Raw genomic sequence first — 25431 nt, 5'->3', positions numbered from 1 at the left:
TCCAGCGGCAGCCGGCAAGTGACTGAAATCCCGCCCGATTCCGCTCCCCGGGCGGCGCCGGGGATGGCGTTCTTTGCGCCACGGGCCGTGGTCGGCGACAATGGTGGGCCCGCCCGCCCTGCAGGAAGGCCATCCCTTGGCCCTGTGGACTCGTGGCGGTTGTTCCCATTCCCACGGTGACACATGAATTTCCACGAATACCAGGCAAAACAACTGCTTGCCGAGTACGGCATCCCCGTCCCGGCCGGCAAGGTCGCGGCTACCCCGGACGAGGCGGTCGCCGTTGCCCAGTCGCTGGGCCAGGGCCCCTGGATGGTCAAGGCGCAGATCCACGCGGGCGGCCGCGGCAAGGCCGGCGGCGTCAAGTTCTGCAAGACCGTCGAAGACGTGAAGGCGGCCGCGGCCAAGATGCTTGGCACCAAGATGGCGACCTACCAGACCGCCGGCGTTGAGTTGCCGATCAACCTGGTGCTGGTCACCACCGCCGGTGAGATCGTCAAGGAGTTGTACCTGTCGGTGCTGGTCGACCGTGGCACCCGTACCATCAGCTTCATCGCCTCTTCGGAAGGCGGCATGGAGATCGAGCAGGTCGCCGCCGAGACCCCGGACAAGATCCACACTCTGAACGTGGACTTCGTCGAGGGCGTGCAGGGTTACCACGGCCGCGACATCGGCTTCAAGATGGGCCTGACCGCCAAGCAGGCCGGCCAGTTCGCCAACATCATGGTGAACCTGTACCGCATCTTCAACGAGAAGGACCTGGCGCTGGTCGAGATCAACCCGCTGGCGATCCTGGACGACGGCAACCTGTACGCGCTGGACGGCAAGTTCAACAGCGACGACAACGCCAACTTCCGCCACAAGGAACTGGTCGCCATGCGCGACAAGTCCCAGGAAGACGAAACCGAAGTCACCGCTTCGGAGCTGGACATCAACTACGTCACCATGGACGGCAACATCGGCTGCATGGTCAACGGCGCCGGCCTGGCCATGGCCACCATGGACGTCATCAAGCTCAACGGCGGCGAGCCGGCGAACTTCCTGGACGTGGGCGGCGGCGCCAACAAGCAGCGCGTGATCGAGGCGTTCAAGCTGATCCTGTCCTCGGACAAGGTCGAAGGCATCTTCGTCAACATCTTCGGCGGCATCGTCCGCTGCGACATGATTGCCGAAGGAATCATCGCCGCCGTGAAGGAAGTGGGCGTCAAGGTTCCGGTCGTGGTGCGCCTGGAAGGCACCAACGTGGAAGAAGGCAAGCAGCTGCTGCGCGACAGCGGCATGGCGATCATCCCGGCCGACAACATCAACGACGGCGCCAAGAAGGTCGTTGAAGCGGTCAAGAACGCCGCCGCCTGATCATTCCCTGTTTCGGGGCACCGGGCTGCGTTCCTCCAGCCCCCTTGAGTCAAGGGGGCGGTATTGCCGCGAAGCGGTGATGCGGGGGATGGGGTGGCATGCCTGAGTGATGTTCCGCATGGCGGAACATCACGTGGTTCCGAAGCCGACAAACAGCAAGAGATTCAGAGGACTCAAACGAATGTCCGTTTTGATTAACAAGAACACCAAGGTGATCGTGCAGGGCTTCACCGGCCAGCAGGGCACCTTCCACGCCACCCAGATGATCGAGTACGGCACCCAGGTCGTCGGCGGCGTCACCCCGGGCAAGGGCGGCACCACCCACATCGACCTGCCGGTGTTCAACACCGTGGCCGATGCCGTGGCCAGCACCGGCGCCGACGCGTCGGTCATCTACGTGCCGCCACCGTTCGCCGCCGATGCGATCCTGGAAGCCGCTGCCGCGGGCATCAAGGTCATCGTCTGCATCACCGAGGGCATCCCGGTGCTGGACATGCTGCGGGTCAAGAACGTGCTGACCCGCACCTACCCGGAGACCGTGCTGATCGGGCCGAACTGCCCCGGCGTGATCACCCCGGGCGAGTGCAAGATCGGCATCATGCCGGGCCACATCCACAAGCCGGGCAAGATCGGCATCGTGTCGCGTTCGGGCACCCTGACCTATGAAGCGGTCAAGCAGACCACCGAAGTCGGCCTGGGCCAGTCCACCTGCATCGGCATCGGCGGCGACCCGATCAACGGCCTGAACTTCGTCGACTGCCTGAAGCTGTTCAACGAAGACCCGCAGACCGAAGGCATCATCATGGTCGGCGAGATCGGCGGCGACGCCGAGGAAGCCGGTGCCGAGTACATCAAGGCACACGTGAAGAAGCCGGTCGTCGGTTTCATCGCCGGTGCGTCGGCGCCGGCCGGCAAGCGCATGGGCCACGCGGGCGCGATCGCCTCGGGTGGCAAGGGCACCGCCGAGGGCAAGTTCGCGGCGATGGAAGCCGCTGGCGTGGTCACCGTGCGTTCGCCGGGCGACCTGGGCGCCGCCATCGCCAAGCTGGTCAAGTAAGACCGGCCGCGAGGCGCAACGAAAAGGCCGCCTGCGGGCGGCCTTTTCGCGTTCCGGGTGCTGCGCCGGCGGGATTCAGCGCAGCGACTTGATCGTCAGGTCCAGGGCGTCGCGGCCGCCCTCGCGCTGCAGCAGGCGCACCGGCACCGGCATGCCCGGGGCGATCCAGGCGATCTGTTCCTTGTTGCCGTCCACGCGCGCGACCTTGGTGGCCTCCACGGTCTTGCCGTCGACGGTCATGTTTTCCTTGCCGACCACGCGGTAGGTCAGGGTCTTGACCCGGCCGTCGTCCACCATGCGGTAATTGAGCGGCTTGCCGGCGGCGACATCGCGGGCGATGGCCAGGTTGATCAGCAGGCCGTCCATGTCGCCGTTCTGCAGCGCCACCGGCCCGCGCCGTTCCGGCTTCACATCGCCGCTCCAGGTGGCCTGGCTGCTGCCCCAGTCGTAGCGCGCATCGACCGCGCGGCGCTTGAACGGAATCACCGAGGCGTCATGGCTGCTCAGCGGTCGCAGGCGGCCGTTCTGCTCGTCGAACAGCGTGCTCTGGCTCAACTCGGCCAGCTGGTTTTTGACCTGCAGCGTGTAGCGCCACTTGCCGCCGCTCTCCGCGGCCAGGGTCATCACCCCGTTGGCCTGCAGGCCCATGTAGCTGGCCTGGTAGTTCGCGGTAAACGGCTGCATGGCCAGTGCGGGCGTGCTGGCCAGCGCGGCGAGGGCGGCGGCGGCCAGCGGGAGATGGCGCAGAGAAGGCTTCATGCTCAGGCTCCTTGGTATTCGGTCAGGCGCAGGTCGATGGCGTCCTCGCCATCCTCGCGCTGCAGGATGCGTACGGGCGTGGGCACGCCATTGGCGATCCACAGGATGGTTTCATCGTTGCCGCCGTTGGTGCGGTAGACCCGCAGCGCGTCGTAGCTGAGGTCGCCGACCTGCACGGTCTCGGTGCTGGTGGCCGCCTGGTATTCGTACTGGCGGACCCGGCCCACGTCGACGTAGCGGTAACGCAGCGGCTGGCCGGGGCGGGCGTCGCGCATCAGCGACAGATTGAGCAGCAGGGCGCTCTGGTCGCCCGGCTGCAGCGGAATCGGGCGCTGGCGCTCCTTCTTGAGGTCGCCGTGCCACTGCGCGGTGCCATCGCGCCAGTCGTAGGTGCCGGTGACCTTCTTGCCCAGGAACAGCGCCTTCTTCACCGTGCTCTGGCTGAGCGGCACGTACACCGTGCCTTGGTTGTCGAACACCGTGCTCTGCTCCAGGTTCAGGCCCAGCACCCCGGCGAACCCGCGGCGCCCGCGCACGGCCATGTCCACGCGCCAGCGGGCACCGTCGTCATGGACCACGCGCATGGTCGCGTCGCCGGCTTCCTTGCCCTTGTAGAAGGCCTGGTAGGTGGCGACGAACGGTTCCAGCGCCGGCGGGTCCCACTCGGCCGGCGGCAGCGCCGCGGCCGTCGCGGGGGCGGTTTCCTGGGCCATGACCGGCAGGGTCGTCAGCAGGCTGGCCAGCACTACCGGTTTGAGGAAGGCGAGGGTCATGCTCGGATCTGGGCGGGAGGGATGGTCATCATGCCAGCCGGCGCATCAGCGGCATGTGCGGATCAGCGCCGGAGGGTGCCGTCGGAATCTAGGCGCAGGGGATTAAACAGGGACTGACCATCGAACAGGACCGTGCCATCCTGTTCAGCTACGCGCCCATCGACCAGCAGGCGTACCGTTGCCAGCAGCAGCGGGTGCTCGACCGCCAGCACCCGCGCGGCCAGCGCATCGGCGTCGTCGCCGGCCAGCACCGGCACCCGTGCCTGTGCGATCACCGCGCCGGCATCCAGTTCCGGCACCACGAAATGGACGCTGGCGCCATGCTCGGCGTCACCGGCCTCGAGCGCCCGGGCGTGGGTGTGCAGGCCCTTGTGCCGGGGCAGCAGCGACGGATGGATGTTGACCAGGCGGCCGCCGAAGCGCTGCACGAAGCCGGCGCCGAGGATGCGCATGTAGCCGGCGCAGACGATCCAGTCCGGGGTGCTGGCGGCCACGGCGTCGCCGAGCGCGGCGTCGAAGGCATCGCGGCCGGCGAACTCCCGCGGCGAACGTGCCCAGCGCAGCGCCGGGGCGACCTTGTCCAGTGCCGCGGCGCCGGGCTTGTCGGAGAACACGCCGGCGATGCGCGCGTGCAGCTGCCCGCTACCGATGCCGTCCAGCAGGCACTGCAGGTTGCTGCCGCGGCCGGAGGCGAGCACGGCGATGCGTGCGGGGGCGCTCATCGGGCCACCCGTCGCGCCAGCGGCCAGGCCAGCAGGCTGCCGACGGTGGCCAGCAGCATGTCGGCATGCGCATCCCAGACGTCACCCTGCTGGCCGTTGTAGGCTTCGGCGGCTTCCGGCGACAGCGCCAGCGCGATGCCCCATTCCAGCCATTCGTACACCAGGCTGGAACACATGACCGCCATCACCGCCAGCACGAACGCCTGGCCACCGCGCAGCGCCGGCCACGCGTGCCGGGCCAGCTGCGCCAGCGCCGGGGTGAAGCAGGCGCCATACAGCAGGTGGATCAGCCGGTCGAAATGGTTGCGCTGCCAGCCGAAGGCCGCGCCGGGCGACCAGCCGGCCAGCGCCTGCAGCCATGTCTCGTACGGCACGTTGGAATACAGCCAGCGTGCACCGATGCAATGCAGCGCGACGAACCCGCAGATGGCGGCGAAGGCGCCGCCATCCAGCGGCCAGCGCCGGTCCACCCACCACAGCGCCGCCAGCCCGACCACGGTCAGCGAGCTGTGCAGGGCCTGCTCCAGTGGCCACAGTGGCTTGATCCAGGTGAGCAGGAACACGGCGAGCACGCCGGCGAACGCGGCCTTCTTGGCAGGGCTCATGCGGCGTGGCCCGGAGGAGGGGTGAAGGGCGGTGGCGTACCGTTCAAGCGAAGGCCGCCTTGACCGAAGGGCGCATCAGCACGATCAGGGTGAACACGCCCAGTACCGTGCCGAAAGGCATCATCATGCAGGAGATGGCGGCGACCACCAGGCACAGCGTGTAACGCCGGCGCTGCCGCAGGCAGCGGCCGGCATGGGCCATGAAACCCGCCAGGGCCAGGCCGCAGGCAATGAAGACGCCGGCGAAGGCGACGAAGAACCAGCCGAACAACCGCGGATCGATGGCCTGCGCACCGGAAGTACCCGTCTCCACCGGCAGCCTGCCGGTGGCCATGGCCAGCCCCATCACCAGGTGCAGCACGGGGATCAGCGAAAACAGCCCGGTGATCGCCGCCACCACGTAATGGAAGATCGACAGCAGGCGCAACTGGCTGGCGTCCTCGTCGGTCAGCCTGGGCGGCGGGGCGGGGGCGGTCACCGGGTCCATGGGGCAGCGTGCGGTCCGGAAACCTCAGCCGATGCGCACGCGCTCGCCGCCCTCGGCCGCGACCACCTGGCCGATCTGCCAGTGCGCCAGCTGCAGCGTGTCGAGCGAGGCGCCGATGGCGGCGGCCTGGTCGGCCGGCACCAGCAGCACGAAGCCGATGCCGCAGTTGAAGGTGCGCCACATCTCGCTGTCGGCGACGTTGCCTTCGCGCTGCAGCCACTGGAACACCGGCGGCAGGGTCCAGCTGCCGGCATCGATGTCCAGGCCCAGGCCATCGGGCACCACGCGGATGATGTTTTCGGTCAGGCCGCCGCCGGTGATATGGGCCATGCCGTGGATCGCGGCGCCGTGTTCCTTCAGCAGCGACAGGATCGGCTTGACGTACAGGCGGGTCGGTGCCATCAGCGCGTCCACCAGTTTGACGCCGTCCTCCAGCACCAGGTCGGCCGGCTGGCCGGCGCGGTCGTAGATCCGGCGCACCAGCGAGTAGCCGTTGGAATGCGGGCCGGAGGAAGCGATGCCGATCAGCACGTCACCCTGGCGCACGCTGGAGCCGTCCTTCAGCTCGCTCTTCTCCACTGCGGCGACGGTGAAGCCGGCCAGGTCGTACTCGCCCGGGGCGTACATGTCGGGCATCTCCGCGGTCTCGCCACCGATCAGCGCGCAGCCGGCCTCGGTGCAGCCGTTGGCGATGCCGCCCACGACCGCGGCGGCGGTGTCGATGTCGAGCTTGCCGGTGGCGAAGTAATCCAGGAAGAACAGCGGTTCGGCGCCCTGCACCAGCACGTCGTTCACGCACATGGCGACCAGGTCGATGCCGATGGTGTCGTGGCGGCCGAGCTGCTGGGCCAGCTTGAGCTTGGTGCCGACGCCATCGGTACCCGAGACCAGTACCGGCTCGCGGTACTTGCCGGACAGGTCGAACAGCGCGCCGAAACCGCCCAGCCCGCCCATCACCTCGGGGCGGAAGCTGCGCTTGACCAGCGGCTTGATGCGCTCGACCAGTTCGTTGCCCGCGTCGATGTCCACGCCGGCGTCACGGTAGGTCAGGGGAGAGTTGGCGGAAGTCGGGGAACTGGTCACGGGCGGCTGCACTGGCGGGGTGAACGGGCGATTTTAACAGGCCACGTTGGCGCCAAGGCCGCATTCGGGCAACAATTCCCACCGGAACCGTCGAGCAATGGAACCCTCAATGCGTCGCAGCCTGGCCTTTTTCCTGTTTATGGCGCTCTGCCTGTCCGTCCCGGCGGCGCTTGCGCAGTCCGGCCTGCGTACCGAGGGCGACATCGCCAGCGCCCAGAATGCCTACGAGGCGGAGGTGCCGGTCAACAGCCAGGGCGACGCCGACCGCAACGGCGCCCTGGCGCGCGCGCTGGGCGCGGTACTGGGCAAGCTGTCCGGCGACCGCAGCGCAATGACCCGCCCGGGCGTCGCCCAGGCGCTGCGCAGTGCCAGGGACATGGTCGAGAGCTACGACTACCGCCAGGACCAGAGCGTGTCGGCCTCCGGCGCACCCAGCTTCCGGACCATGCTGGTGGCGCGTTTCCGCCAGGACGACGTGGACGGGCTGGTCGCGGCGCTGGGGCTGCCGGTATGGCCGCAGCCGCGGCCCAAGCCGGTGGTGTGGATGGCGATCGACGACGGCAGCGGCCCGCGCCTGGTGAGCGTGCAGCAGGCCAATGCGGCGCGTCCGCTGCTGGACCGCGCGATCGAGCGCGGTTTCCGCCTGGGCCTGCCCGGCGGCGGCGCCGCCGAGCAGGCGCTGGTTGGTGCGATCTGGCGCCAGGACACCGCCGCCATCGCCCGCGCCTCGGCGCGCTATGCTCCGCCGATGCAACTGGTCGGCAAGCTGTACCGCGCCAGCGGCGGTGGCTGGATGGCCGACTGGGTGTTCGTCGATGACGGGCGCGAGCTGGCGCGCTGGAGCACCCGCGACGGCGATGCCCGCCGCGCCATGGCCGGTGGCGCCGACGGTGCCGCGGACGCGCTGGTCAAACGCTACGCCAAGGCGCCGGTGACCGGTGCCGCCGGCACCTACCGCATCCGCGTCAGCGGGCTGCGCACCGCGGCCGATTACCTGCGCGTGGCCGCCACGCTGCAGTCGGTGCCGGTGGTGCGTTCGGTCGTGCCGGTACAGGCGTCCGGCGACCGCCTGGAGCTGGACCTGGAACTGATGAGCGGCCTGCAGGGCCTGAACCGCATGCTCGGCGCCGATGCCGCGCTGCAGCCGGTGGCACCGCCTGCCGAAGGCGCGCCGGCGTCCACCACGGCCGAGTACCGCGTCCGATGAACAGTAGCGCCGATACCGAAATCGCGCTGTTCCTGCGCCGCGTGAAGTGGGCGGTGCTGGGGGCCTTCGCCATGTGGGTGCTGTGGCTGCTGGCACCGATCCTGACCCCGTTCGTGGTGGCGTTGATGCTGGCCTGGCTGGGCGATCCGCTGGTGGACCGGCTGGAGGCGCGCGGCCGGTCGCGCAATACCGCGGTGATCCTGGTGTTCGCGCTGATGATCCTGCTGCTGGCGCTGGCGCTGCTGATCCTGGTGCCGATGATCCAGCGCCAGATCACCACCCTGGTGGCCGCGCTGCCGCAGGCCCAGGAATGGCTGATGGGCACCGCGCTGCCGTGGATCGAACGGCGTACCGGGGTGGAGATCCTCGGCTGGCTGGAACCCGAACGCCTGTTCGAGTGGATCCGCACCCATTGGCAGCAGGCCGGTGGCGCGGCCAGCACCCTGTTCGGCTACCTGTCGCGCTCGGGCTTCGCGATGGTGGCCTGGGTGGTGAACCTGGCGCTGCTGCCGATCCTGGCGTACTACTTCCTGCGCGACTGGGACCGCCTGGTCGAGCGCGTCGCCTCGGTGATCCCGCGCAACCATATCGAAACCGTGTCGCGGCTGGCGCGCGAATCCAACGACGTGCTCGGTGCCTTCATCCGTGGGCAGATCGCGGTGATGATCGCGCTGGGCGTGGTGTACGCGGTGGGTCTGTCGGTGGTCGGACTCAACCTCGGCCTGCTGATCGGACTGGTCGCCGGGCTGATCAGCTTCATTCCCTACCTGGGCGCCACCACCGGCGTGGTGCTGGCGGTGCTGGCGGCGCTGGTGCAGGCGCAGGGCTTCGACCTGAAGCTGCTGGCGCTGGTCGGCGTGGTGTTCACCGTCGGCCAGTTGCTGGAGAGCTACGTGCTCACCCCGCGCATCGTCGGCGACAAGATCGGCCTGCATCCGGTGGCGGTGATCTTCGCGGTGATGGCCGGCGGCCAGTTGTTCGGTTTCCTCGGCATGCTGCTGGCGCTGCCGGCGGCGGCGGTGATCAACGTGCTGCTGCGCTACGCGCATGAGCGTTACCGGCAGAGCGAACTGTATGCCGGGCACGGCCCGACCATCGTGCTGCAGTCCAGCGGCGAGCCCGCCCCGGGCATGGGCATCGTGCCGAAGGACGTGGAACAGAAGTGAGCGTGCCGCAGTTGCCGCTGGCCCTGCGCTATCCGCCGGACCAGCGATTGGAGACCTTCATCGGCGCCCCGGACGGGGCGCTGGCGCAGTTGCGCGCCGCCGCCACCGGCGACAGCCGCGACTGGGTGTACCTGGTCGGCCCCGCGGGCAGCGGCAAGACCCACCTGGCACTGGCCGTGTGCGCGGCCGCCGAGCAGGCCGGGCGCGGTTCGGCCTACCTGCCGCTGCAGGCCGCCGCCGGGCGCCTGCGCGATGCGCTGGAGGCGCTGGAGGGGCGCGACGTGGTCGCGCTGGATGGCCTGGATGCCATCGCCGGCCAGCGCGAGGACGAGGTGGCGCTGTTCGATTTCCACAACCGCGCGCGTGCCGCCGGCGTGACCCTGCTCTACACCGCCAGCGCCGCACCCGACGCGCTGGGGCTGGTGCTGCCGGACCTGCGTTCGCGGCTGTCGCAGTGCGGGCGCATCCTGCTGGACGCGCTCGACGACGCCGGCCGCGGTGCGGTGCTGCGCGAGCGCGCGATCCGTCGCGGGCTGGCGCTGGACCAGGCCGCGATCGACTGGCTGCTCACCCGCACCGGGCGCGACCTCGGTGGCTTGGTGGTGTTGCTGGACCGGCTCGACCGCGAGTCGCTCGCGGCCAAGCGGCGGATCACCGTGCCGTTCCTGCGCCAGGTGCTGGACGGATCCTGAGCAGCGCGGCGATCGCCTGGCCGGGGTTTTGCCGGGAACGTTCCAGGCGAGGCAGGTGGGTTGCATGGGTGCGGGGCTTGCCCCCGCACGAAGCCTCGCCGGGAATGCACGAGGCTTCACCGGGAGAGCGCCGTACGGGGCAAGCCCCGTACCTACGACAGATTTGTTCCCTTACGGGTGGAACCCGCTCCGGCGAACCGGCCAGGTCGGGGTGGCCGCTGGCGCCCCGAATGCGGGCGCGGAGGACCTAGCCCCTGCCTGTGATTGAACGGCGCATTGGCAACGCTCTCCGTAGGTGCGGGGCTTGCCCCGCACGATGCCCTGGATGCGGGCGCGGAGGACGTAGCCCCTGCCTGTGATTGAACGGCGCGTTGGCAACGCTTGCCGTAGGTGCGGGGCTTGCCCCGCACGAAACCTCACCGGGAAAGCGCCGTACGGGGCAAGCCCCGTACCTACGATGAGAGGGTTTCTTCCAGCGCCTGCAGCCGCTGCGGGGTGCCGACGTCGGTCCACCGGCCGCGGTAGTGCTGGCCGGTCATGCGGCCCTGCGCCATGAAGTGCTTCTGCAGCGGCACCACGCTGAAGCGCGGCGGGGTGCGCTCGCTGCCGGGGGCATCGCCGATCACCGCGCGCCAGCCCTGCAGGATCGACGGGCGATACACGCCGATGCCGGCATACGTCAGGCACGGTGCGTCGCGGTCGTCATGCAGCACGCCGTGCGCGTCCAGGTGGTAGTCACCGCGCGGGTGCTGCGGCGGATTGTCCACCAGCAGCAGGTGCGCCTCGCCGGCCGGCTCGCGCGGCAGCCGCGAAAAGTCGAAGTCGGTCCAGATGTCGCCATTGACCACCAGGAACGGCGCCTCGCCCAGCAGCGGCAGCGCGTTGAGCATGCCGCCGCCGGTTTCCAGCGGGGTCGGCCCCTCGTGGGCATAGTGCAGGCGCAGGTTCCAGCGGCTGCCGTCGCCCAGCGCCCGGGGGAACTGCTCGGCCAGCCACGAGGTGTTGATCACCACGTCGCGTACGCCGAGCGCGGCCAGCTTTTCCAGGTGCCATGCGATCAGCGGCTTGCCGCCGGCCGGCAGCAGCGGCTTGGGCGTGTGCTCGGTCAGCGGGCGCATGCGCTCGCCCAGCCCGGCGGCGAAAACCAGCGCCTTCATCGGGTGGCCCGTGCGGCGAGCGCCGGCTTGATCCGCCGCTGCAGCAGCGACTGCAGCGCGGACAGCTGCGGATGGCGCGGCAGGACCTCGTCCAGGTAGGCGATGAAGCGCGGCACGTCCTCCAGGTAATGGCTCTTGCCGTCGCGGTAATGCAAGCGCGAGAAGATGCCGAGGATCTTCAGGTGGCGCTGCACGCCCATCCAGTCGGCGTCGCGCAGGAAGGTGGCGCGGTCGGGCACCGGCAGGCCGGCGCCGAGCGCACACGCGTGGTAGCGCGCCAGCCAGTCGTCCACGCGCGGCAGCGGCCAGCTGAGGAAGGCATCCTTGAACAGGCTCACCGGGTCGTAGGCGATCGGCCCGCGCACCATGTCCTGGAAGTCCAGGACCGCCGGGCCGTCGGCCACCGGCATCAGGTTGCGCGGCATGAAGTCGCGGTGGGTCATCACCTGCGGCTGCCCGAGCGCGTTGTCCATCAGCCGCCGCTGTACCAGTTGCAGGCCCTCGACCTCGCCGCAGTCCAGCTGCAGGCCGAGATGGCGCTGCAGGAACCATTCGTCGAACAGGCCGGCATCGCGCTGCAGCAGCGCCTCGCCGAACTCGCCGAAGCCGTCGGGCACCGGGATCGACTGCAACCGGACCAGCTGCTCCATGGCGCGGTCGAACCACGCATCGGCATTGCCGTCGTCCAGCAGCCGCGCCAGGGTCGGCGCGCCCAGGTCCTCCAGCAGCAGGAAGCCGGCATCCAGGTCCTGCGCGAGCAGCGCGGGCACGCGCAGCCCATGCGCCAGCAGCAGCTCGCGCATGCGCAGCCAGGGCCGCGGATCCTCCAGCCCGGGCGGTGCGTCCATGACGATATGGCTGCCCGCATCGCCGGTGACGCGCCAGTAGCTGCGGAAGCCGGCATCCACCGAGGCGCGCTCGATGCTGGCGGTGGCGTCGGCCAGGCGTTCGCGTGCCCACTCCAGGCGGTGCCGCGCGCGCTGCGGTTCGAGGGAAATGTCCGGGTTCATCGGTGGAGCGTGCTCGCAGGTGCCAATGGCCCCGCCGCCGGGGCGCTGCGCTCCGGGGACGTGCCGTGTTGGAAGGGAAATCCGGGGTGGGCTTCAGCGCTTGCCGCTGACCAGCCGCAGCAGCGCCAGCAGGGCGATGGCGCCGATGATGGCGCCGACGAAGCCGGCCGGTTGCCCGGCGGCATACCAGCCCATCTCGCGGCCGAACCAGCCGGCGAACACCGCGCCGGCGATGCCCAGCACGATGGTGAGCAGGCAGCCCATGCGGTTGTTGCCGGGCATGAAGAAGCGCCCGAGCAGGCCGACCACGAAGCCGACCAGGATGATGTACAGCCAGCTGTCGCTGCCAAACAGTCCGCTCATGTGCGCGCCCGCTCCAGGAAAAAACGCAGCCTAGCAAGGCCAGGCTGCGTCGTCATCGCGCCGCTCAGCAGCAGCCGTGGCCGCCGTGGCGGGTACCGCTGTCGGCGGCCACCGGCGAGCCGCTGGTCTCGCCGCGCAGGCTGGCTGCGTGGTGGTCGAACAGTACCTTGGAGACGCAGGCGGTGACCCGCTTGCCCATCGGGATGTGCAGGAACTCGTTCGGGCCGTGCGCATTGGAGTGCGGGCCGAGCACGCCGGTGATCATGAACTGCGCGCCGGGGAACTTCTCGCCCAGCATGCCCATGAACGGGATCGAGCCGCCTTCACCCATGTACATGGCCGGCTTGCCGAAGAAGGCCTGGCTGGCGTCGTCGATCGACTTCTCCAGCCACGGCGCCATGGCCGGCGCGTTCCAGCCGGTGGAGGCCTTTTCCAGTTCCAGGCTGACATGGGCGCCGTTCGGCGGGTCGCGCAGCAGCGCTTCCTTCAGCAGCTCGCCGCAGGCCTTGCCGTTGGCGGTCGGCGGCAGCCGCAGCGACAGCTTCACCGAGGTTTCCGGGCGCAGCACGTTGCCGGCCGACTCCAGCGGCGGCATGCCGCCGATGCCGGTGACCGACAGCGCCGGGCGCCAGGTGCGGTTGAGCACCAGCTCGGTCAGGTCCTCGTTCATCGGCTTGAGGCCGTCGACCAGCGGGAACTTGTCGAAGATGGCGGTATCGACCACTTCGGCCGCGCGCCGGGCCTGTTCCAGGCGCTCGGCCGGGATTTCGGTGTGCAGGCCGTCGAGCAGGATACGGCCGGTGTTCTCGTCCTCGATGCGCGAGAGCAGCTGGCGCAGCAGGCGGAAGCTGGACGGCACCACGCCGGAGGCGTCGCCGGAGTGCACGCCCTCGTTGAGCACCTTGACCGTGAAGTTGCCGCCGGTCAGGCCGCGCAGCGAGGTGGTGCACCACAGCTGGTCGTAGTTGGCGCAGCCCGAGTCCAGGCACACCACCAGCGACGGCTGGCCGATGCGCCCGGCCAGGTGGTCGACGTAGGCCGGCAGGTCGTAGGAGCCGGATTCCTCGCAGGCCTCGATCAGGATCACGCAGCGGGCGTGCGGCAGGCCCTGTTCCTGCAGGGCGAGCACCGCGGCCAGCGAGCCGAACAGGGCATAGCCGTCGTCGGCGCCGCCGCGGCCGTACAGCTTGTCGCCGCGCAGCACCGGCTTCCACGGGCCCAGGTCGGCATCCCAGCCGGTCATTTCCGGCTGCTTGTCCAGGTGGCCATAGAGCAGCACGGTGTCGTCGCCGGTCTCCGGGCCGGAGGCCGGGATTTCCAGGAAGATCAGCGGGGTGCGGCCTTCCAGGCGGACCACCTCGACCTGCAGGCCCGGGATCTTCTGCGCCCTGGCCCAGCCCTCCATCAGCGCCACGGCCTGGTCCATGTAGCCATTGGCAACCCAGTTCGCGTCGAACATCGGCGACTTGTTGGGGATGCGGATGTAGTCGACCAGCTGCGGGACGATGTCGCTGTCCCACTTGTCACTGAGAAATTGGCCGAGCTTGGCGCTGTCCATTCGGGAACTCCGGTTGCGAAGGTTTCAGATGCGCCCATTCTACGCCGTCCGTCTTGTAGGAATTTTCCTACAAGGAATCGGGCGGTTTGCCGGCTGCGGTGTGAAGGCGCGGCGGATAGGCTGTGTTCATGTGGCGCGGAACACTGGACTGGCCGGCGGGACTGCCGGCATTCCAGTCCAAGCCACAAGGAGTTGCAGCGATGAAGCGTTTCACCGTGATGCTGAAGTCACTGGTTCTGGCGTTGTTGTTGACCGCATCGGCGCATGCCACGGACAAGGTCGACATCAACACCGCCACCGCGGCGGAGCTGGACCAGGTATTGGTGAATGTCGGCGCCGCCAAGGCGCAGGCGATCGTCGAATACCGGCAGGCGAACGGCCCTTTCAAGAGTGTCGAGGAACTGGCACTGGTGAAAGGCATCGGTTTGAAGACGGTCGAACGGAATCGTGACCTGATCGGCGTGGGCGCAGGAACCGCCTCCGCCGCCAGGCCTGCCAAGCCGGCAGCGGCCAAACCGGTCGAAAGACGCTGAGCGGAAAGGAATCGCGGTTATGTGCGCCGTCTGGACGACGGCCACACGGAGAACCCCGCATAGCCAGGAGGCAGGGGAGAGGCAGGAAGCCTACAAGGACGTGAATATCGCCCGGTGTTGCACAGTGACGTGCAGCCGGGCGATTCTTTTTGCGGCCGTGGCGGACCGCCGAGGCTTGGCATTAGGCCGCGGCATTCCCGGTCACCGCCCGCCGCCCGCCCGGACAGGGCGTTCTGCCGGCCATGCAATCAAGGTCGATGCCCCGTCCCGCGCACCGGGCCCGGCTGCGTCCTGCGACCGCACAGTGGCCTCAGCCTCCTCGCAGTGGCCGGAAATGCCGGACCGCCCCGATCCATGCCCGACCAGCGGTCGCCCTGTCCCGCTGTGGCAGGCCCGCCGCGAAGCGCGACCGGCGCGGGTCCTGCGCCCTGTGGCACGACCCCATCGAGTTGATGCTGCCCCCGGGGGACGAGCGCGGTTGACTGCGCAAAGCCGCCGGTCAGCGCCCGTGTGGCGCGGGTGCCCCTGTCTCAGACCACGCCGGTGGCGTAGTACACGCCGATGATCGCGAACACGGCCAGGGTCTTGATGATCGTGATGGCGAAGATGTCCTTGTAGGACTGGCGGTGGGTCAGGCCGGTCACGGCCAGCACGGTGATGACCGCGCCGTTGTGCGGCAGGGTGTCCATGCCGCCGGACGCCATCGCCGCCACCCGGTGCAGCACGTCCATGGGGATGCCGGCGGCCTGCGCGTTGGCGATGAAGCTGTCGGCCATGGCCGCCAGGGCGATGCTCATGCCGCCCGACGCCGAGCCGGTGATGCCGGCCATGGCGGTGACGGAAATGGCCTCGTTGACCAGCGGGTTGGGGATCGACCCCAGTGCGTTGGCCACGACCAGGAAGCCGGGTAGGGCGGCGATCACCGCGCCGAAGCCGTACTCGGAGGCGGTGTTCATCGACGCCAGCATGGCGCCGCCGATCGCCGCTTTCGTGCCCTCGGCGAAGGCCGCCACCACCGGCTTCCAGGCAAGCGCGACGACGCTGAGGATGCCCAGCAGCAGCGCCCCCTGCACCGCCCAGATGGCGGCGACCTTGGACACCTCCTGCACCACCGGCGCGGGTTGCCGATCACCGCGGGCACGAACGACTGGCTTTCGCCGTAGAAGCCGGGGATCCAGCGGGTGAACAGGAAATTGGCCACGCCCACCAGCAGCAGCGGCAGCACCGCCAGCAGCGGGTGCGCCAGGCGGTCGCCCCTGAAGGGCTCGGGCTCGTTGCGCAGCGCTTCGTCGGTACCGGCGTAGCCCTCGCCGCGGGCGATGGCGACCCGCCGGCGCCATTCCAGGTAGCTCATGCCCAGCACCAGGATCACGACCGTGCCGATCACCCCCAGCCAGGGCGCGGCCCAGCCGGTGGTGCCGAAGAACGAGGCCGGAATGATGTTCTGGATCTGCGGCGTGCCCGGCAGCGCGTCCATGGTGAAGGTGAACGCCCCCAGCGCGATGGTGCCCGGGATCAGCCGTTTGGGAATGTTGCTCTGGCGGAACAGCTCGGCGGCGAACGGGTAGACCGCGAACACCACCACGAACAGCGACACCCCACCGTAGGTCAGCAGCGCGCAGACCAGCACGATGGACAGCATCGCGCGCTGTGCGCCGACCAGGCGGATGGTGGCGGTGACGATCGACTTGGAGAAGCCGGAGATCTCGATCAGCTTGCCGAACACCGCGCCGAGCAGGAACACCGGGAAATACAGCTTCAGGAAGCCGACCATCTTGTCCATGAACAGGCCGGTGAACATCGGCTGCACCAGCGTCGGGTCGGTCAGCAGCACCGCGCCCAGCGCCGCCACCGGCGCGAACAGGATCACGCTGTAGCCGCGGTAGGCCACGAACATCAGGAAGCACAGCGCCGCCAGTACGATCAGAAACGACATCCACGGCTCCCCGGCCAGACACGATGCCGGCGAGTATCGGGAGCCGGCCCGGCCCGGCCCACTGTACGAACGGACGATACGCCGGCTCCTAACGCCCCGTTAACGTGCGCTACGTGGGCGGCATCCGTGTGCCGCCGTGTCATACCCGGGAGGAGGGAGACCAATGAAGCGCAAGTATCTGAGCATGGCCGTGGGCTGTGCACTGCTGGCCCCGGCCGCATTCGTGCAGGCCCAGCAACAGCAGCCGGCGGCCGGCCAGCAGGCCACCCAGCTGGACGAAGTCACCGTGACCGCGCGGCGTCGCGCCGAGTCCATCCAGGACGTGCCGGTGGCGGTGTCGGCGTTCGGCGAGGAGCAGATCAAGGACCTGCAGGCCTCCACCGTGGAAGGCCTGCAGGGCGCGGTGCCGAACATGAACATCGCCCAGGGCCGCGGCTCGGCCAACAGCGTCAACGTGTTCATCCGCGGCATCGGCCAGCCGGACGCGCTGCAGACGTTCGACCCGGGCGTGGGCATGTACGTCGACGACGTCTACTACTCGCGCATCAACGGCGCGCTGTTCTCGCTGTTCGACATCCAGCAGCTGGAAGTGCTGCGCGGCCCGCAGGGCACGCTGTATGGCAAGAACTCCACCGGCGGCGCGATCAAGCTGACCACCAAGAATCCGTTCGACAACGAGGGCGGCGCGGTGGAAGTCACCGCGGGTGACTACGGCCGCCTGGAAGGCCGCTTCTACGTTTCGGGCAAGCTCAGCGACACCATCGCCGCCAGCATCGCCGGTGCCAAGATCACCAACGACGGTTACGTCAAGGACGCCGAGACCGGCAAGCGCTACAACGACGACGACACCGAGGCGCTGCGCTTCAAGATGGCCTTCAACCCCACCGACAGCTTCCGTGCCACGCTGTCGCTGGACACCACCAAGCAGGACGCCGCGCTGACCCTGGGCCGGCCGATGGCCGACCTGCGCCAGACCAGCCTCGCGCCGGCCGGCGTGATCGTGCTGCAGCCCGGTGAGACCGGCGAGTGGAACCGTCGCGCCCTGACTTCGTTCAAGAACGGCGAGGGCCAGTACCTGAAGCACTCCGGTGCATCGCTGGCGATGGACTGGGACATCAACGCGCAGTGGACGCTGAAGAGCATCAGCTCCTACCGCAAGCTCAAGACCAAGTCGTACATCGACATCGACGCCTCCGAGTACGAGCTGGGCGACGTGCTGGTCGCGCTGGACCAGGACCAGAAGAGCCAGGAATTCCAGCTGCACTACGACAACGGCTCCAACCTGCACGCCACCTTCGGCGCGTACTACATGAAGGAGAACGTCCCGTCCTACCAGGAGGCCTATGCCGACGACCTGTTCTCGTTCCTGGGGGCGAAGGTGCCGTTCCTGCGCACCATCAACGATGACCTGACCACCACCTCCAACGCCGCCTTCGCCCACCTCAACTGGGAGTTCGTGCCGAGCTGGACCGTGGCCGCGGGCGTGCGCTGGACCAAGGACAAGAAGGATTACGCCCGTTCCACCAGCACCTTCTGGGGCGCACCGTTCACCGCCCTGAACGAAACCGTGGCCTTTGCCGCCAACGCCTCGTGGACCGCGGTCACCCCGTCGATCAGCCTGCAGAAGGCGTTCGGCGACAACCTGATGGGCTACGTGTCGGCCAACCGCGGCTTCAAGTCCGGCGGCTTCAACGGCCGCGCCAACACCCGCTACGACACCCAGCACGCCAAGTTCGATCCGGAATACGTGTGGACCTACGAGCTCGGCCTGAAGGGCAGCTCGGCCGACCGCCGCTTCCGTGGCAGCGCGGCGGCGTTCTACAGCAACTACAGCGACTTCCAGGCGCGCGTCTCGCAGGACGTGGGCACCTTCCCGGTGCTCAACGCGGCCAAGCTCAACATCAAGGGCATCGAGCTGGAGGGCAGTGCGCTGCTGGGCGAGGCCACCACGCTGAGCGCGCAGATCGGCTGGATGGACGCCAAGTACGACAAGTTCGAGGACTTCCGCCTGGATCCCTCGTACCCGGGCTTCGATCCGAACGTGAGCCATGACCACGTGCCGTTCTCGCCGGACTGGACCGCGCGCGTGGCCCTGCAGCACGTGTTTTCGCTGGGCGACAACGGCAACCTGACCTTCGGTGGCGATGTCTCCTACCGCGGCAAGACCTGGCTGAGCGTGGACAACCGCGCGGTGCTGAGCCAGGACGCCTACACCCTGCTCGGCGTCTACGGCGTGTGGGATTCGCCGCAGATGGCCTGGCAGGTGCGTGCCGGCGTGCGCAACCTGACCGACAAGGAATACAAGACCGAAGGCCAGGAGTTCGCCAGCGTGGGCAACATCCAGACCGCCTACTACGGCCTGCCGCGCAACTGGTACATGTCGCTGCGCTACAACTTCTGAGGCACGTGCCGCAGTTCCGCAACCCGGCCCTCCCTGCGCCCGCAGGGAGGGCTTTTTCGTGCGCGGGCCCGCAGCCGCGGCGTGGCGGTGGCGGGGCGCGGCCGCATGCCGCGCACGGGGCCGGCGCGCGGCGCGCAGGGGCGCCGGCCACCGTGCCGCCGCCGGGCCGGGGTCCGCGCGGTTCCGCCACGCGGGGCGTGCGCCGTATCCTGCCCGCCATGCATACGGGGACTGCTTGCGCATGTTGAGTCTGGTGACGGTGGCATTGGCCGGAGTGGCCTGGCTGGTGCTGATGTTCGGCGTCGCGCTCTATGGCGAACGCCGGCCCACCGTGTTCGCGCGCCACTGGCGCCATGTCTACGCGCTGTCGCTGGCGGTGCACTGCACCTCGTGGACGTTCTACGGCACGGTCACCCAGGCCGCGCGCTATGGCTGGCCGCTGCCGCCGACCTTCGTCGGCGCGATCCTGTTCTACGCGCTGGGCATCGGCATGATGGTGCGCCTGGTGCGGCTGGCGCGCGAGACCAACGCGACCTCGCTGGCCGACCTGATCGCTGCGCGGCTGGGGCGCGACGCCTGGCTGGCGGCGACGGTGACGCTGATCGCCGCGCTCGGGCTCATTCCCTACATCGCGCTGCAGCTCAAGGCGGTGGCGATGAGCTTTGCCATGCTCACCCTGCGCTCGGCCGATGCGGTGGACGCCGCGCCCTGGCGCGACAGTGCGCTTTACGTGGCGCTGGCGATGGCGCTGTTCGCGATGCTGTTCGGCGCGCGCCGCGCCGACGTGTCCGAGCACAACCGCGGGCTGGTGCTGGCGATGGCCGCCGAGTCGCTGTTCAAGCTGGGCGCGATGCTGGCGCTGGGCGCCTTCGTCTGGTTCGGGCTGGATGCGGTGGCGGTGCCGCCGCCCGCGCCGGTGGCGGATGCGCCGGCCGGCGGCTTCATGCCCCTGGTGCTGCTCGGCGCGCTGGCGATGTTCCTGCTGCCGCACCAGTTCCACGTCGGCGTGGTCGAGTGCCGCGACCCGGCCGACATCCGCACCTCGCGCTGGCTGTTCCCGCTGTACCTGCTGCTGATCGCGCTGCCGATCCTGCCGCTGGCGCGTGCCGGCACCGCGTTGCTGGGCGACAGCGTGCCCAGCGACATGTACACCCTGGCCCTGCCGTTCTCCGCCGGGCACACCGGGGTGGCGCTGTTCGCCTTCCTCGGCGGGCTCAGCGCGGCCACCGGCATGGTGGTGGTCAGCACGTTGACCCTGAGCCTGATGATCGGCAACCACTGGTTCGCGCCGGGCCTGCTGCGCAGTACCTGGGCCCGCGCCGGCGGCGACCACCGCCGCGAACTGGTGTGGCTGCGGCGCGCCGGCATCTGCGTGATCATGCTGCTGGCCTGGGGCTACAGCCGTTCGATCGGCGGCGGCAACGTACTGGCCGACATCGGTGCGATCTCGTTCTCGGCGATGGCCACGCTGGTGCCGGTGCTGGGGTTCGCGATCTGGCGGCCGCAGACGCCGCCGCGCGCGGCCATCGCCGGGGTGCTGGCCGGTTTCGCCACCTGGGCCTGGGTGCTGCTGCTGCCGACCCTGCTGGAGAGCAGCGGCAGGGTGCCGGCCTGGCTTGCCCACGGGCCGCTGGGCTGGCGCTGGTTGGCGCCCGAGGCGCTGTTCGGGCTGACCGGCTGGAGCCCGCTGGGACGCGCGGTCGGCGCCAGCCTGTTCGTCGGCACCGCGGTGACGCTGCTGGTGATGGCCTGGCGCCGCGACACGCCCGACCGCACCCGGCGCAACCTCGACGCGGACGCACTGCGCGACGCCGGCCGCCGTTTCCTGCCGTGGGAGAAGGTGCAGCGGCTGCTGGCCGACGCACCGCGGCAGGGGCCGGTGCCGGCGGCGACCGAGGCCAGCATCGAGCGCGAATTGTCCGCGGTGCTCGGCGCGGCGTCGGCGCGGTTGCTGCTCGACGCCGCGCGCCGCGAGAGTGGCGAACTGGCCACGGTCGCGGCCATCGTCAGCGAGGCCTCGCTGGACCTGCGCTTCAACCAGCAGGTATTGCAGGCGGCCTTGCAGAACATGAGCCAGGGCATCAGCGTGATCGACCGCGAGCAGCGGCTGGTGGCCTGGAACCGTCCGTATGCGCAGTTGTTCGGCTTTCCCGATGAACTGCTGCAGGTGGGCCGGCCGATCGTCGACCTGACCCGCTGGGCGCTGCAGGCGCTGCCGCAGCGTGGCAGCGACGAGCGTGCGGTGGACCGGCGCCTGGCGTTCATGCGCGCCGGCACCGCGCACCTCACCGAGCGGGTGTTCCCGGACGGCCGCATCGTCGAGATCCGCGGCAATCCGATGCCCGGTGGCGGCTTCGTGGCCACCTTCACCGACGTCACCGAGTTCCGCCGCACCGAACAGGAGCTGATGCGCAGCAACGAGACCTTGGAGCAGCGGGTGGGCGAGCGCACCGCGCTGCTGGAGTCGGCCAAGCGCGAGGCCGAGCGCGCCAACGACGCCAAGAGCCGGTTCCTGGCCGCCATCGGCCATGACCTACTGCAGCCGCTGCATGCCGCGCACCTGTTCACCGACACCCTGGCGCAGCAGGTCGAGGCGCCGTCGCAGCGGCAGGCGGTGGCGCAGATCCGCGGCGCTCTGGATTCGACCACGCAGCTGCTCACCGGCCTGTTCGACATGTCGCGGCTGGAGGCCGGCGGGCTGGTGCCGCAGCCGCGCGGGATGCCGCTGGCCGAGGTGCTCGACCCGCTGGCCTCCGAGTTCCGTGCCCTGGCGGCGGCGCGTGGGCTGGGCTTCCGCTACGTGCCGACCCGGGCCTGGGTGAACAGCGACCCGCAGCTGCTGCGGCGGGTACTGCAGAACTTCCTGGCCAATGCGGTGCGCTATACCGCGCGCGGCGGCGTGCTGCTGGGCGTGCGCCGCGAGGGCGGACGGCTGCGCATCGAGGTGCACGACACCGGGCCGGGCATCGCCGCGACCGAGCAGCGGCGCATCTTCGAGGAGTTCCGCCGTGGCGAGGACAGCGGCGGTCAGGGGCTGGGCCTGGGCCTGGCCATCGCCGACCGCATCGCCGGCCTGCTGCAGGCGCCGCTGCGGCTGCGCAGCACGCTCGGCCGGGGCACGGTGTTCTCGGTGGCGGTGGATGCGTTGCCGGTGTCCACGCCGGCGGCGCCGCCGCCGGGACCGGCGGAGCCGGCGGCGCGCGGTGCGGTCCGGGTGCTGGTGGTGGACAACGACCCGGCGGCGCTGGCCGGGCTGGCGGCGCTGCTGCGCGGCTGGGGCTACGACGTCGCCGAGGCGTCGGCCGAGGCGGCTGCGGTCGCGGCGATGCAGGCCGCGCCGGCGGCGCTGTGGCTGTTCGACTACAACCTGGACGACGGCGACACCGGCACCGCGCTGCAGGCGCGGCTGGGGGCGCGCTTCGGCACCCGGCCGACCCTGATCCTCAGCGCCGACGACAGCCTGGCCACCCGCCGCGAGGTGCTGGAGCAGGGCCTGACCCTGCTGCACAAGCCGGTGCGGCCGCTCGCGCTGAAATCGATCATGGACCGGCTGCTGGCCGCGCGCGCGCTGGCCCGGCCATAGCGCGCGCGGTGAGACGTGCTCAGCCCTGGGCGGTGCTGAATTCCTCGAACGCCGCCAGCGCGTTGGCCGCGTACATCAACGACGGGCCGCCGCCCATGTAGACCGCCACGCCGAGCATCTCGCGGAACTCCTCCGGGGTGGCGCCCAGCCGGACCAGCGCCTTGGCATGGAAGCCGAGGCAGCCATCGCAGCGGTTGGCCACGCCGATCGCCATGGCGATCAGCTCCTTGGTCTTCTCATCCAGCGCGCCGGCCGCCATTGCCGCCTTGCTGAGCGCGCCGAAGCCCTGCATCACATCGGCGTTGTGGGTGCGCAGCGGGGTGAGGTTGCGCGAGATGTCGCGGGTCAGTTCGGTGTAGGACGGGGTGGCGCTCATGGATTTGCTCCTCGGGAAGGGAAGGGGAACGGTGCCCGGCGATTGCCGGCGTGGTGGGAACAGGCATCGGCGCCGGGCGCCGCTGTGCAGGAAGGGCCGGTAACGCGTGGTCAGCCCTGCGGGGGTGTGGTCGGCAGGCCCGCGGCGGCCCAGGCCTGCATGCCGCCGGCGACGTTGACGCAGCGCACGCGCGGGTGCCCTGCCAACGCCGCCTGGGCGATGCGCGAACGCATGCCGCTGTGGCAGATCAGCAGCAGTTCGCGGGGGCGCCGGGCAGGTCCAGGCTCTCCAGTGCGCCGGCCGCGCCCGCACGGATGCGCGACAGCGGCAGCAGGCGTGCGCCGGGCGCGTGGCCGCGGGCGAACTCGGCCGCTTCGCGCACGTCCACCAGCACCGCGCCACGCTGCATGCGCGCACGCGCTTCATGCGCCGTGAGCTGCCCGCCGCGACGGCCGAACAGGGGCCGCAGGAGCGTGATCATGGCTTGCCCGCCTTGCCGCGGGTCGCGGGGCGGCCGCAGTAGATGCCGTGCAGGGTGTGCATCACCGCCGCCGCCGGGCCATCGGCCAGCGCGTAGACGATGGTCTGCGCCTCGCGCCGGGTCAGCACCAGGCCTTCCTCGCGCAGCACCGCCAGGTGCTGCGACAGCGCCGACTGGCTGAGGTCCAGCAGGGCGTTGATCTCGCCCACCGAACGCTCGCCCTCGGCCAGCAGGCACAGCACCTGCAGCCGGTTCTCGTTGGCCAGCGCCTTGAGCAGCTGCGCGGCGTCGCCGGCATGCGCGCGCATCGCGGTCACGTCGAACGGCGGGCGGGAAGCGGTATCGGCCATCATCATTCCTGTTCCAGCGGGAGCGCATCATTGCGCCATGCGTTGACGCCGCCGGCAAGCGAACGCACGTCGCTGAAGCCGAGCTGGCGCAGGCTGTCGGCGGCCAGTGCCGAGCGGCCGCCGGTCAGGCAGTACAGCAGCAGTGGACGGTCGGGGCGGGTCAGTTCCTGGCTGGTGGAACACGCCAGCGCCGGGTGGGCGTGGATGCGGAACTCCAGCACCCCGCGCGGGATGTTGACCGCGCCGGGCAGGTGGCCGGCGGCGTACTCGTCCGGCTCGCGCACGTCGATGATCGCGACGCTGCCGGCTGGCCAGGCGGCGACCTGCTGCGGGGAAACCTCGCGGATGCGGGCGCGGGCGGCGGCGACCAGGTCGTTGATGGAGGCGGGCATGGCGGTTCCTTATATCAGTTGACGCTAATATTAGTAAATGCTAATGTTCAGCGCAACCCGGCATCCGTGCCGTCCCGTGCAGCCCAGGAGAATCCGTATGAACCTCGACCGTGCCGTCCTTGCCTTCGCCGGCGTGATGGTCCTCGCCAGCGTCGCCCTCGCGCATTTCGTATCGCCGCTGTGGCTGTGGCTCACCGTGTTCGTCGGCGCCAACCTGCTGCAGGCCAGCGTCACCGGCTTCTGCCCGGCCGCCATCGTGTTCCGCAGGCTGGGCGTGCCCGGCGGCTGCGCGTTCAAGTAAGGCGGCGCCGTGGAACAGAACACCCTGCGCCCGCGCCATGCCCTGGCCCTGCTGCTGGCCGCCTCTTTGGCGGCCTGCGGCGGGGGCCAGCCTCAGCCTGCCCCGATCAGGGTCGAGGGCCTGTCCAGCATCGAAGTGCGGGCCGCCGACGCCAGCGAAGGGCGCGGCTGGGATGGCGTAGTGGAGGCCGTGCGCCAGGCCACGCTGTCGGCGCAGACCAGCGGGCGGGTGGCGCAGGTGGAGGCCGATGTCGATGACCGGGTGGCCGCCGGGCAGGTGCTGTTGCGGCTGACCGCGGTCGAACAGCAGGCGGGGGTGGACGCGGCGCGTGCGCAGGTGCGTGCCGCCGAGGCCGCCGCGCGCGAGGCCGAGCTCGACTATCGCCGCCATGCCGACCTGGCGCAGGGCCAGTATGTGTCGCGGGCGCAGCTGGACCGTGCCCGCGCCGCGCGCGACACGGCGGTGGCCGCGCGCGATGCGGCCCGCGCGCAACTGGCCAGCGCAGGCCAGCAGGGCAGCTACACCCTGGTGCGCGCACCGTATGCCGGCATTGTCAGCAGCCGCGACGTCGAGCCCGGCGAGAGCGTGAACCCGGGCCAGCCGCTGATGACGGTGTTCGCGCCCGATGCGCTGCGCGTGGAAGTCAGCGTGCCGCAGTCCGAGGCCGATGCGATCCGTGCCGATGCCGTGGCCCGGCTGCAGCTGGACGACGGGCGCCAGGTCGACGCGGCGCAGGTGACGGTATTCCCGGCCGCCGATGCCGCAACCCATGCGGTGAAGGTGCGGGTGCTGCTGCCGGTGCTGGAGGCAGCGCCGGTGCCCGGCAATACGGTGCGGGTGGTGTTCCCGGCGGTGAAGGGCGGCGCGTATCCGCAGATACCGGTCTCGGCGCTGCTGCGGCGGGGCGAGGTCGATGCCGTCTACGTGCTGGCCGATGGCCGGCCGTCGCTGCGGCAGCTGCGCTTGGGCGAACGTCGCGGCGACCAGGTGGAGGTAATCGCCGGGCTCGCGGCGGGCGAGCGCATCGCCGCCGATCCACTGGCGGCGATGCAGGCGCTGGCCGCTGCCCGCGGGGAGCGTTGA

The 25431-nt window shown here is 70.0% G+C and carries 24 protein-coding genes and 1 pseudogene; 10 read left to right on the top strand and 15 right to left on the bottom strand.

Translation table 11 applies throughout. From position 1 onward, the window contains the following. Positions 1 to 183: 183 nt before the first annotated feature. Positions 184 to 1356 (top strand): succinate--CoA ligase subunit beta, encoded by a 1173-nt coding sequence (locus tag B1L07_11960; GenBank protein AUZ55682.1) that lies wholly within the window; start codon positions 184 to 186, stop codon positions 1354 to 1356. A gap of 181 nt (positions 1357 to 1537) precedes the next feature. After that, a complete protein-coding gene (locus B1L07_11955; protein ID AUZ55681.1) occupies positions 1538 to 2413 on the top strand; it encodes a succinate--CoA ligase subunit alpha in 876 nt (291 codons plus the stop codon). A gap of 75 nt (positions 2414 to 2488) precedes the next feature. Here B1L07_11955 and B1L07_11950 read toward each other — a convergent pair whose 3' ends face one another. The 6 genes from B1L07_11950 to B1L07_11925 form a co-directional block, all read right to left on the bottom strand. Next, complete coding sequence (locus B1L07_11950; GenBank protein AUZ55680.1) at positions 2489 to 3172, bottom strand: hypothetical protein; 684 nt, start codon at positions 3170 to 3172, stop codon at positions 2489 to 2491. A gap of 2 nt (positions 3173 to 3174) precedes the next feature. After that, positions 3175 to 3918 carry a hypothetical protein gene (locus B1L07_11945; protein AUZ56575.1) on the bottom strand — a complete coding sequence of 248 codons (744 nt, stop codon included), beginning with the start codon at positions 3916 to 3918 and terminating at the stop codon, positions 3175 to 3177. 89 nt (positions 3919 to 4007) lie between these two features. Next, a complete protein-coding gene (locus tag B1L07_11940) occupies positions 4008 to 4667 on the bottom strand; it encodes a phosphoribosylglycinamide formyltransferase (protein AUZ55679.1) in 660 nt (219 codons plus the stop codon). Continuing rightward, the gene (locus tag B1L07_11935) at positions 4664 to 5272 is read right to left on the bottom strand and encodes a hypothetical protein (GenBank protein AUZ55678.1); all 609 of its coding nucleotides are present in this window, start codon (positions 5270 to 5272) and stop codon (positions 4664 to 4666) included. The genes B1L07_11940 and B1L07_11935 overlap by 4 nt, the downstream gene beginning before the upstream one ends. Positions 5273 to 5315: 43 nt before the next feature. Then, the gene (locus B1L07_11930) at positions 5316 to 5759 is read right to left on the bottom strand and encodes a hypothetical protein (protein ID AUZ55677.1); all 444 of its coding nucleotides are present in this window, start codon (positions 5757 to 5759) and stop codon (positions 5316 to 5318) included. 24 nt (positions 5760 to 5783) lie between these two features. Next, positions 5784 to 6842, bottom strand: coding sequence for a phosphoribosylformylglycinamidine cyclo-ligase (locus tag B1L07_11925; GenBank protein ID AUZ56574.1), 1059 nt, complete (start codon positions 6840 to 6842; stop codon positions 5784 to 5786). 46 nt (positions 6843 to 6888) lie between these two features. On the opposite strand from B1L07_11925, the gene B1L07_11920 reads away from it, so the two are divergent. From B1L07_11920 to B1L07_11910, 3 genes are read left to right on the top strand one after another with little or no spacing between them, the layout of a single operon-like run. Further along, positions 6889 to 8049, top strand: a complete 1161-nt coding sequence (locus B1L07_11920) for a hypothetical protein (protein AUZ55676.1) — start codon at positions 6889 to 6891, stop codon at positions 8047 to 8049. Beyond that, positions 8046 to 9215 carry an AI-2E family transporter gene (locus tag B1L07_11915; GenBank protein ID AUZ55675.1) on the top strand — a complete coding sequence of 390 codons (1170 nt, stop codon included), beginning with the start codon at positions 8046 to 8048 and terminating at the stop codon, positions 9213 to 9215. Before B1L07_11920 ends, B1L07_11915 begins: the two co-directional genes overlap by 4 nt. Then, entirely contained in the window at positions 9212 to 9907 is a 696-nt protein-coding gene (locus tag B1L07_11910; GenBank protein ID AUZ55674.1) for a DnaA regulatory inactivator Hda, read from the top strand. Before B1L07_11915 ends, B1L07_11910 begins: the two co-directional genes overlap by 4 nt. Before the next feature lie 452 nt (positions 9908 to 10359). Here B1L07_11910 and B1L07_11905 read toward each other — a convergent pair whose 3' ends face one another. From B1L07_11905 to B1L07_11890, 4 genes are all read right to left on the bottom strand, one after another. Beyond that, entirely contained in the window at positions 10360 to 11064 is a 705-nt protein-coding gene (locus B1L07_11905; protein AUZ55673.1) for a mannose-1-phosphate guanylyltransferase, read from the bottom strand. Then, a complete protein-coding gene (locus tag B1L07_11900; GenBank protein AUZ55672.1) occupies positions 11061 to 12074 on the bottom strand; it encodes an aminoglycoside phosphotransferase in 1014 nt (337 codons plus the stop codon). The genes B1L07_11905 and B1L07_11900 overlap by 4 nt, the downstream gene beginning before the upstream one ends. Before the next feature lie 93 nt (positions 12075 to 12167). Further along, a complete protein-coding gene (locus tag B1L07_11895; protein AUZ55671.1) occupies positions 12168 to 12437 on the bottom strand; it encodes a hypothetical protein in 270 nt (89 codons plus the stop codon). Positions 12438 to 12501: 64 nt separating this feature from the next. Then, positions 12502 to 13995 (bottom strand): peptidase M20, encoded by a 1494-nt coding sequence (locus B1L07_11890; protein ID AUZ55670.1) that lies wholly within the window; start codon positions 13993 to 13995, stop codon positions 12502 to 12504. A gap of 200 nt (positions 13996 to 14195) precedes the next feature. Here B1L07_11890 and B1L07_11885 point away from each other — a divergent pair, with 200 nt between their 5' ends. Further along, positions 14196 to 14528 carry a competence protein ComEA gene (locus B1L07_11885; protein ID AUZ55669.1) on the top strand — a complete coding sequence of 111 codons (333 nt, stop codon included), beginning with the start codon at positions 14196 to 14198 and terminating at the stop codon, positions 14526 to 14528. Between the two features lie 530 nt (positions 14529 to 15058). On the opposite strand, the pseudogene B1L07_11880 reads toward B1L07_11885, so the two are convergent. Further along, positions 15059 to 16464 (bottom strand): annotated as a pseudogene (locus B1L07_11880) (transporter). 163 nt (positions 16465 to 16627) lie between these two features. Between B1L07_11880 and B1L07_11875 the strand changes: the two are divergent. Both B1L07_11875 and B1L07_11870 read left to right on the top strand, forming a co-directional pair. Then, positions 16628 to 18865 carry a TonB-dependent receptor gene (locus tag B1L07_11875; protein ID AUZ55668.1) on the top strand — a complete coding sequence of 746 codons (2238 nt, stop codon included), beginning with the start codon at positions 16628 to 16630 and terminating at the stop codon, positions 18863 to 18865. Positions 18866 to 19106: 241 nt separating this feature from the next. Then, positions 19107 to 22448, top strand: coding sequence for a hybrid sensor histidine kinase/response regulator (locus B1L07_11870; GenBank protein AUZ55667.1), 3342 nt, complete (start codon positions 19107 to 19109; stop codon positions 22446 to 22448). A gap of 19 nt (positions 22449 to 22467) precedes the next feature. Here B1L07_11870 and B1L07_11865 read toward each other — a convergent pair whose 3' ends face one another. The 4 genes from B1L07_11865 to B1L07_11850 all read right to left on the bottom strand — a co-directional run bounded on the left by B1L07_11865 (position 22468) and on the right by B1L07_11850 (position 24047). Further along, positions 22468 to 22824, bottom strand: coding sequence for an alkylhydroperoxidase (locus B1L07_11865; GenBank protein AUZ55666.1), 357 nt, complete (start codon positions 22822 to 22824; stop codon positions 22468 to 22470). A 247-nt stretch (positions 22825 to 23071) separates the two neighbouring features. Beyond that, positions 23072 to 23305 (bottom strand): hypothetical protein, encoded by a 234-nt coding sequence (locus tag B1L07_11860; GenBank protein AUZ55665.1) that lies wholly within the window; start codon positions 23303 to 23305, stop codon positions 23072 to 23074. After that, entirely contained in the window at positions 23302 to 23661 is a 360-nt protein-coding gene (locus tag B1L07_11855; protein ID AUZ55664.1) for a transcriptional regulator, read from the bottom strand. Before B1L07_11855 ends, B1L07_11860 begins: the two co-directional genes overlap by 4 nt. After that, positions 23658 to 24047, bottom strand: coding sequence for a sulfurtransferase (locus tag B1L07_11850; protein ID AUZ55663.1), 390 nt, complete (start codon positions 24045 to 24047; stop codon positions 23658 to 23660). Before B1L07_11850 ends, B1L07_11855 begins: the two co-directional genes overlap by 4 nt. A 97-nt stretch (positions 24048 to 24144) precedes the next feature. Between B1L07_11850 and B1L07_11845 the strand changes: the two genes are divergently transcribed. After that, positions 24145 to 24348, top strand: a complete 204-nt coding sequence (locus tag B1L07_11845) for a sulfurtransferase (GenBank protein AUZ55662.1) — start codon at positions 24145 to 24147, stop codon at positions 24346 to 24348. A 24-nt stretch (positions 24349 to 24372) separates the two neighbouring features. Next, positions 24373 to 25431 carry a hypothetical protein gene (locus B1L07_11840; protein AUZ56573.1) on the top strand — a complete coding sequence of 353 codons (1059 nt, stop codon included), beginning with the start codon at positions 24373 to 24375 and terminating at the stop codon, positions 25429 to 25431.

Origin of the sequence: Stenotrophomonas acidaminiphila (assembly GCA_002951995.1) — a bacterium.
GTDB lineage: Bacteria > Pseudomonadota > Gammaproteobacteria > Xanthomonadales > Xanthomonadaceae > Stenotrophomonas > Stenotrophomonas acidaminiphila_A.
This window is presented reverse-complemented; position numbering and strand designations above follow the sequence as displayed.

Bases quoted from the DNA above. Each gene is read 5' to 3' on its own strand.
- B1L07_11960 (AUZ55682.1), top strand. From the start codon at position 184: ATGAATTTCCACGAATACCAGGCAAAACAACTGCTTGCCGAGTACGGC.
- B1L07_11955 (AUZ55681.1), top strand. From the start codon at position 1,538: ATGTCCGTTTTGATTAACAAGAACACCAAGGTGATCGTGCAGGGCTTC.
- B1L07_11950 (AUZ55680.1), bottom strand. From the start codon at position 3,172: ATGAAGCCTTCTCTGCGCCATCTCCCGCTGGCCGCCGCCGCCCTCGCC.
- B1L07_11940 (AUZ55679.1), bottom strand. From the start codon at position 4,667: ATGAGCGCCCCCGCACGCATCGCCGTGCTCGCCTCCGGCCGCGGCAGC.
- B1L07_11935 (AUZ55678.1), bottom strand. From the start codon at position 5,272: ATGAGCCCTGCCAAGAAGGCCGCGTTCGCCGGCGTGCTCGCCGTGTTC.
- B1L07_11930 (AUZ55677.1), bottom strand. From the start codon at position 5,759: ATGGACCCGGTGACCGCCCCCGCCCCGCCGCCCAGGCTGACCGACGAG.
- B1L07_11915 (AUZ55675.1), top strand. From the start codon at position 8,046: ATGAACAGTAGCGCCGATACCGAAATCGCGCTGTTCCTGCGCCGCGTG.
- B1L07_11905 (AUZ55673.1), bottom strand. From the start codon at position 11,064: ATGAAGGCGCTGGTTTTCGCCGCCGGGCTGGGCGAGCGCATGCGCCCG.
- B1L07_11900 (AUZ55672.1), bottom strand. From the start codon at position 12,074: ATGAACCCGGACATTTCCCTCGAACCGCAGCGCGCGCGGCACCGCCTG.
- B1L07_11895 (AUZ55671.1), bottom strand. From the start codon at position 12,437: ATGAGCGGACTGTTTGGCAGCGACAGCTGGCTGTACATCATCCTGGTC.
- B1L07_11890 (AUZ55670.1), bottom strand. From the start codon at position 13,995: ATGGACAGCGCCAAGCTCGGCCAATTTCTCAGTGACAAGTGGGACAGC.
- B1L07_11885 (AUZ55669.1), top strand. From the start codon at position 14,196: ATGAAGCGTTTCACCGTGATGCTGAAGTCACTGGTTCTGGCGTTGTTG.
- B1L07_11875 (AUZ55668.1), top strand. From the start codon at position 16,628: ATGAAGCGCAAGTATCTGAGCATGGCCGTGGGCTGTGCACTGCTGGCC.
- B1L07_11870 (AUZ55667.1), top strand. From the start codon at position 19,107: ATGTTGAGTCTGGTGACGGTGGCATTGGCCGGAGTGGCCTGGCTGGTG.
- B1L07_11865 (AUZ55666.1), bottom strand. From the start codon at position 22,824: ATGAGCGCCACCCCGTCCTACACCGAACTGACCCGCGACATCTCGCGC.
- B1L07_11860 (AUZ55665.1), bottom strand. From the start codon at position 23,305: ATGATCACGCTCCTGCGGCCCCTGTTCGGCCGTCGCGGCGGGCAGCTC.
- B1L07_11855 (AUZ55664.1), bottom strand. From the start codon at position 23,661: ATGATGATGGCCGATACCGCTTCCCGCCCGCCGTTCGACGTGACCGCG.
- B1L07_11850 (AUZ55663.1), bottom strand. From the start codon at position 24,047: ATGCCCGCCTCCATCAACGACCTGGTCGCCGCCGCCCGCGCCCGCATC.
- B1L07_11845 (AUZ55662.1), top strand. From the start codon at position 24,145: ATGAACCTCGACCGTGCCGTCCTTGCCTTCGCCGGCGTGATGGTCCTC.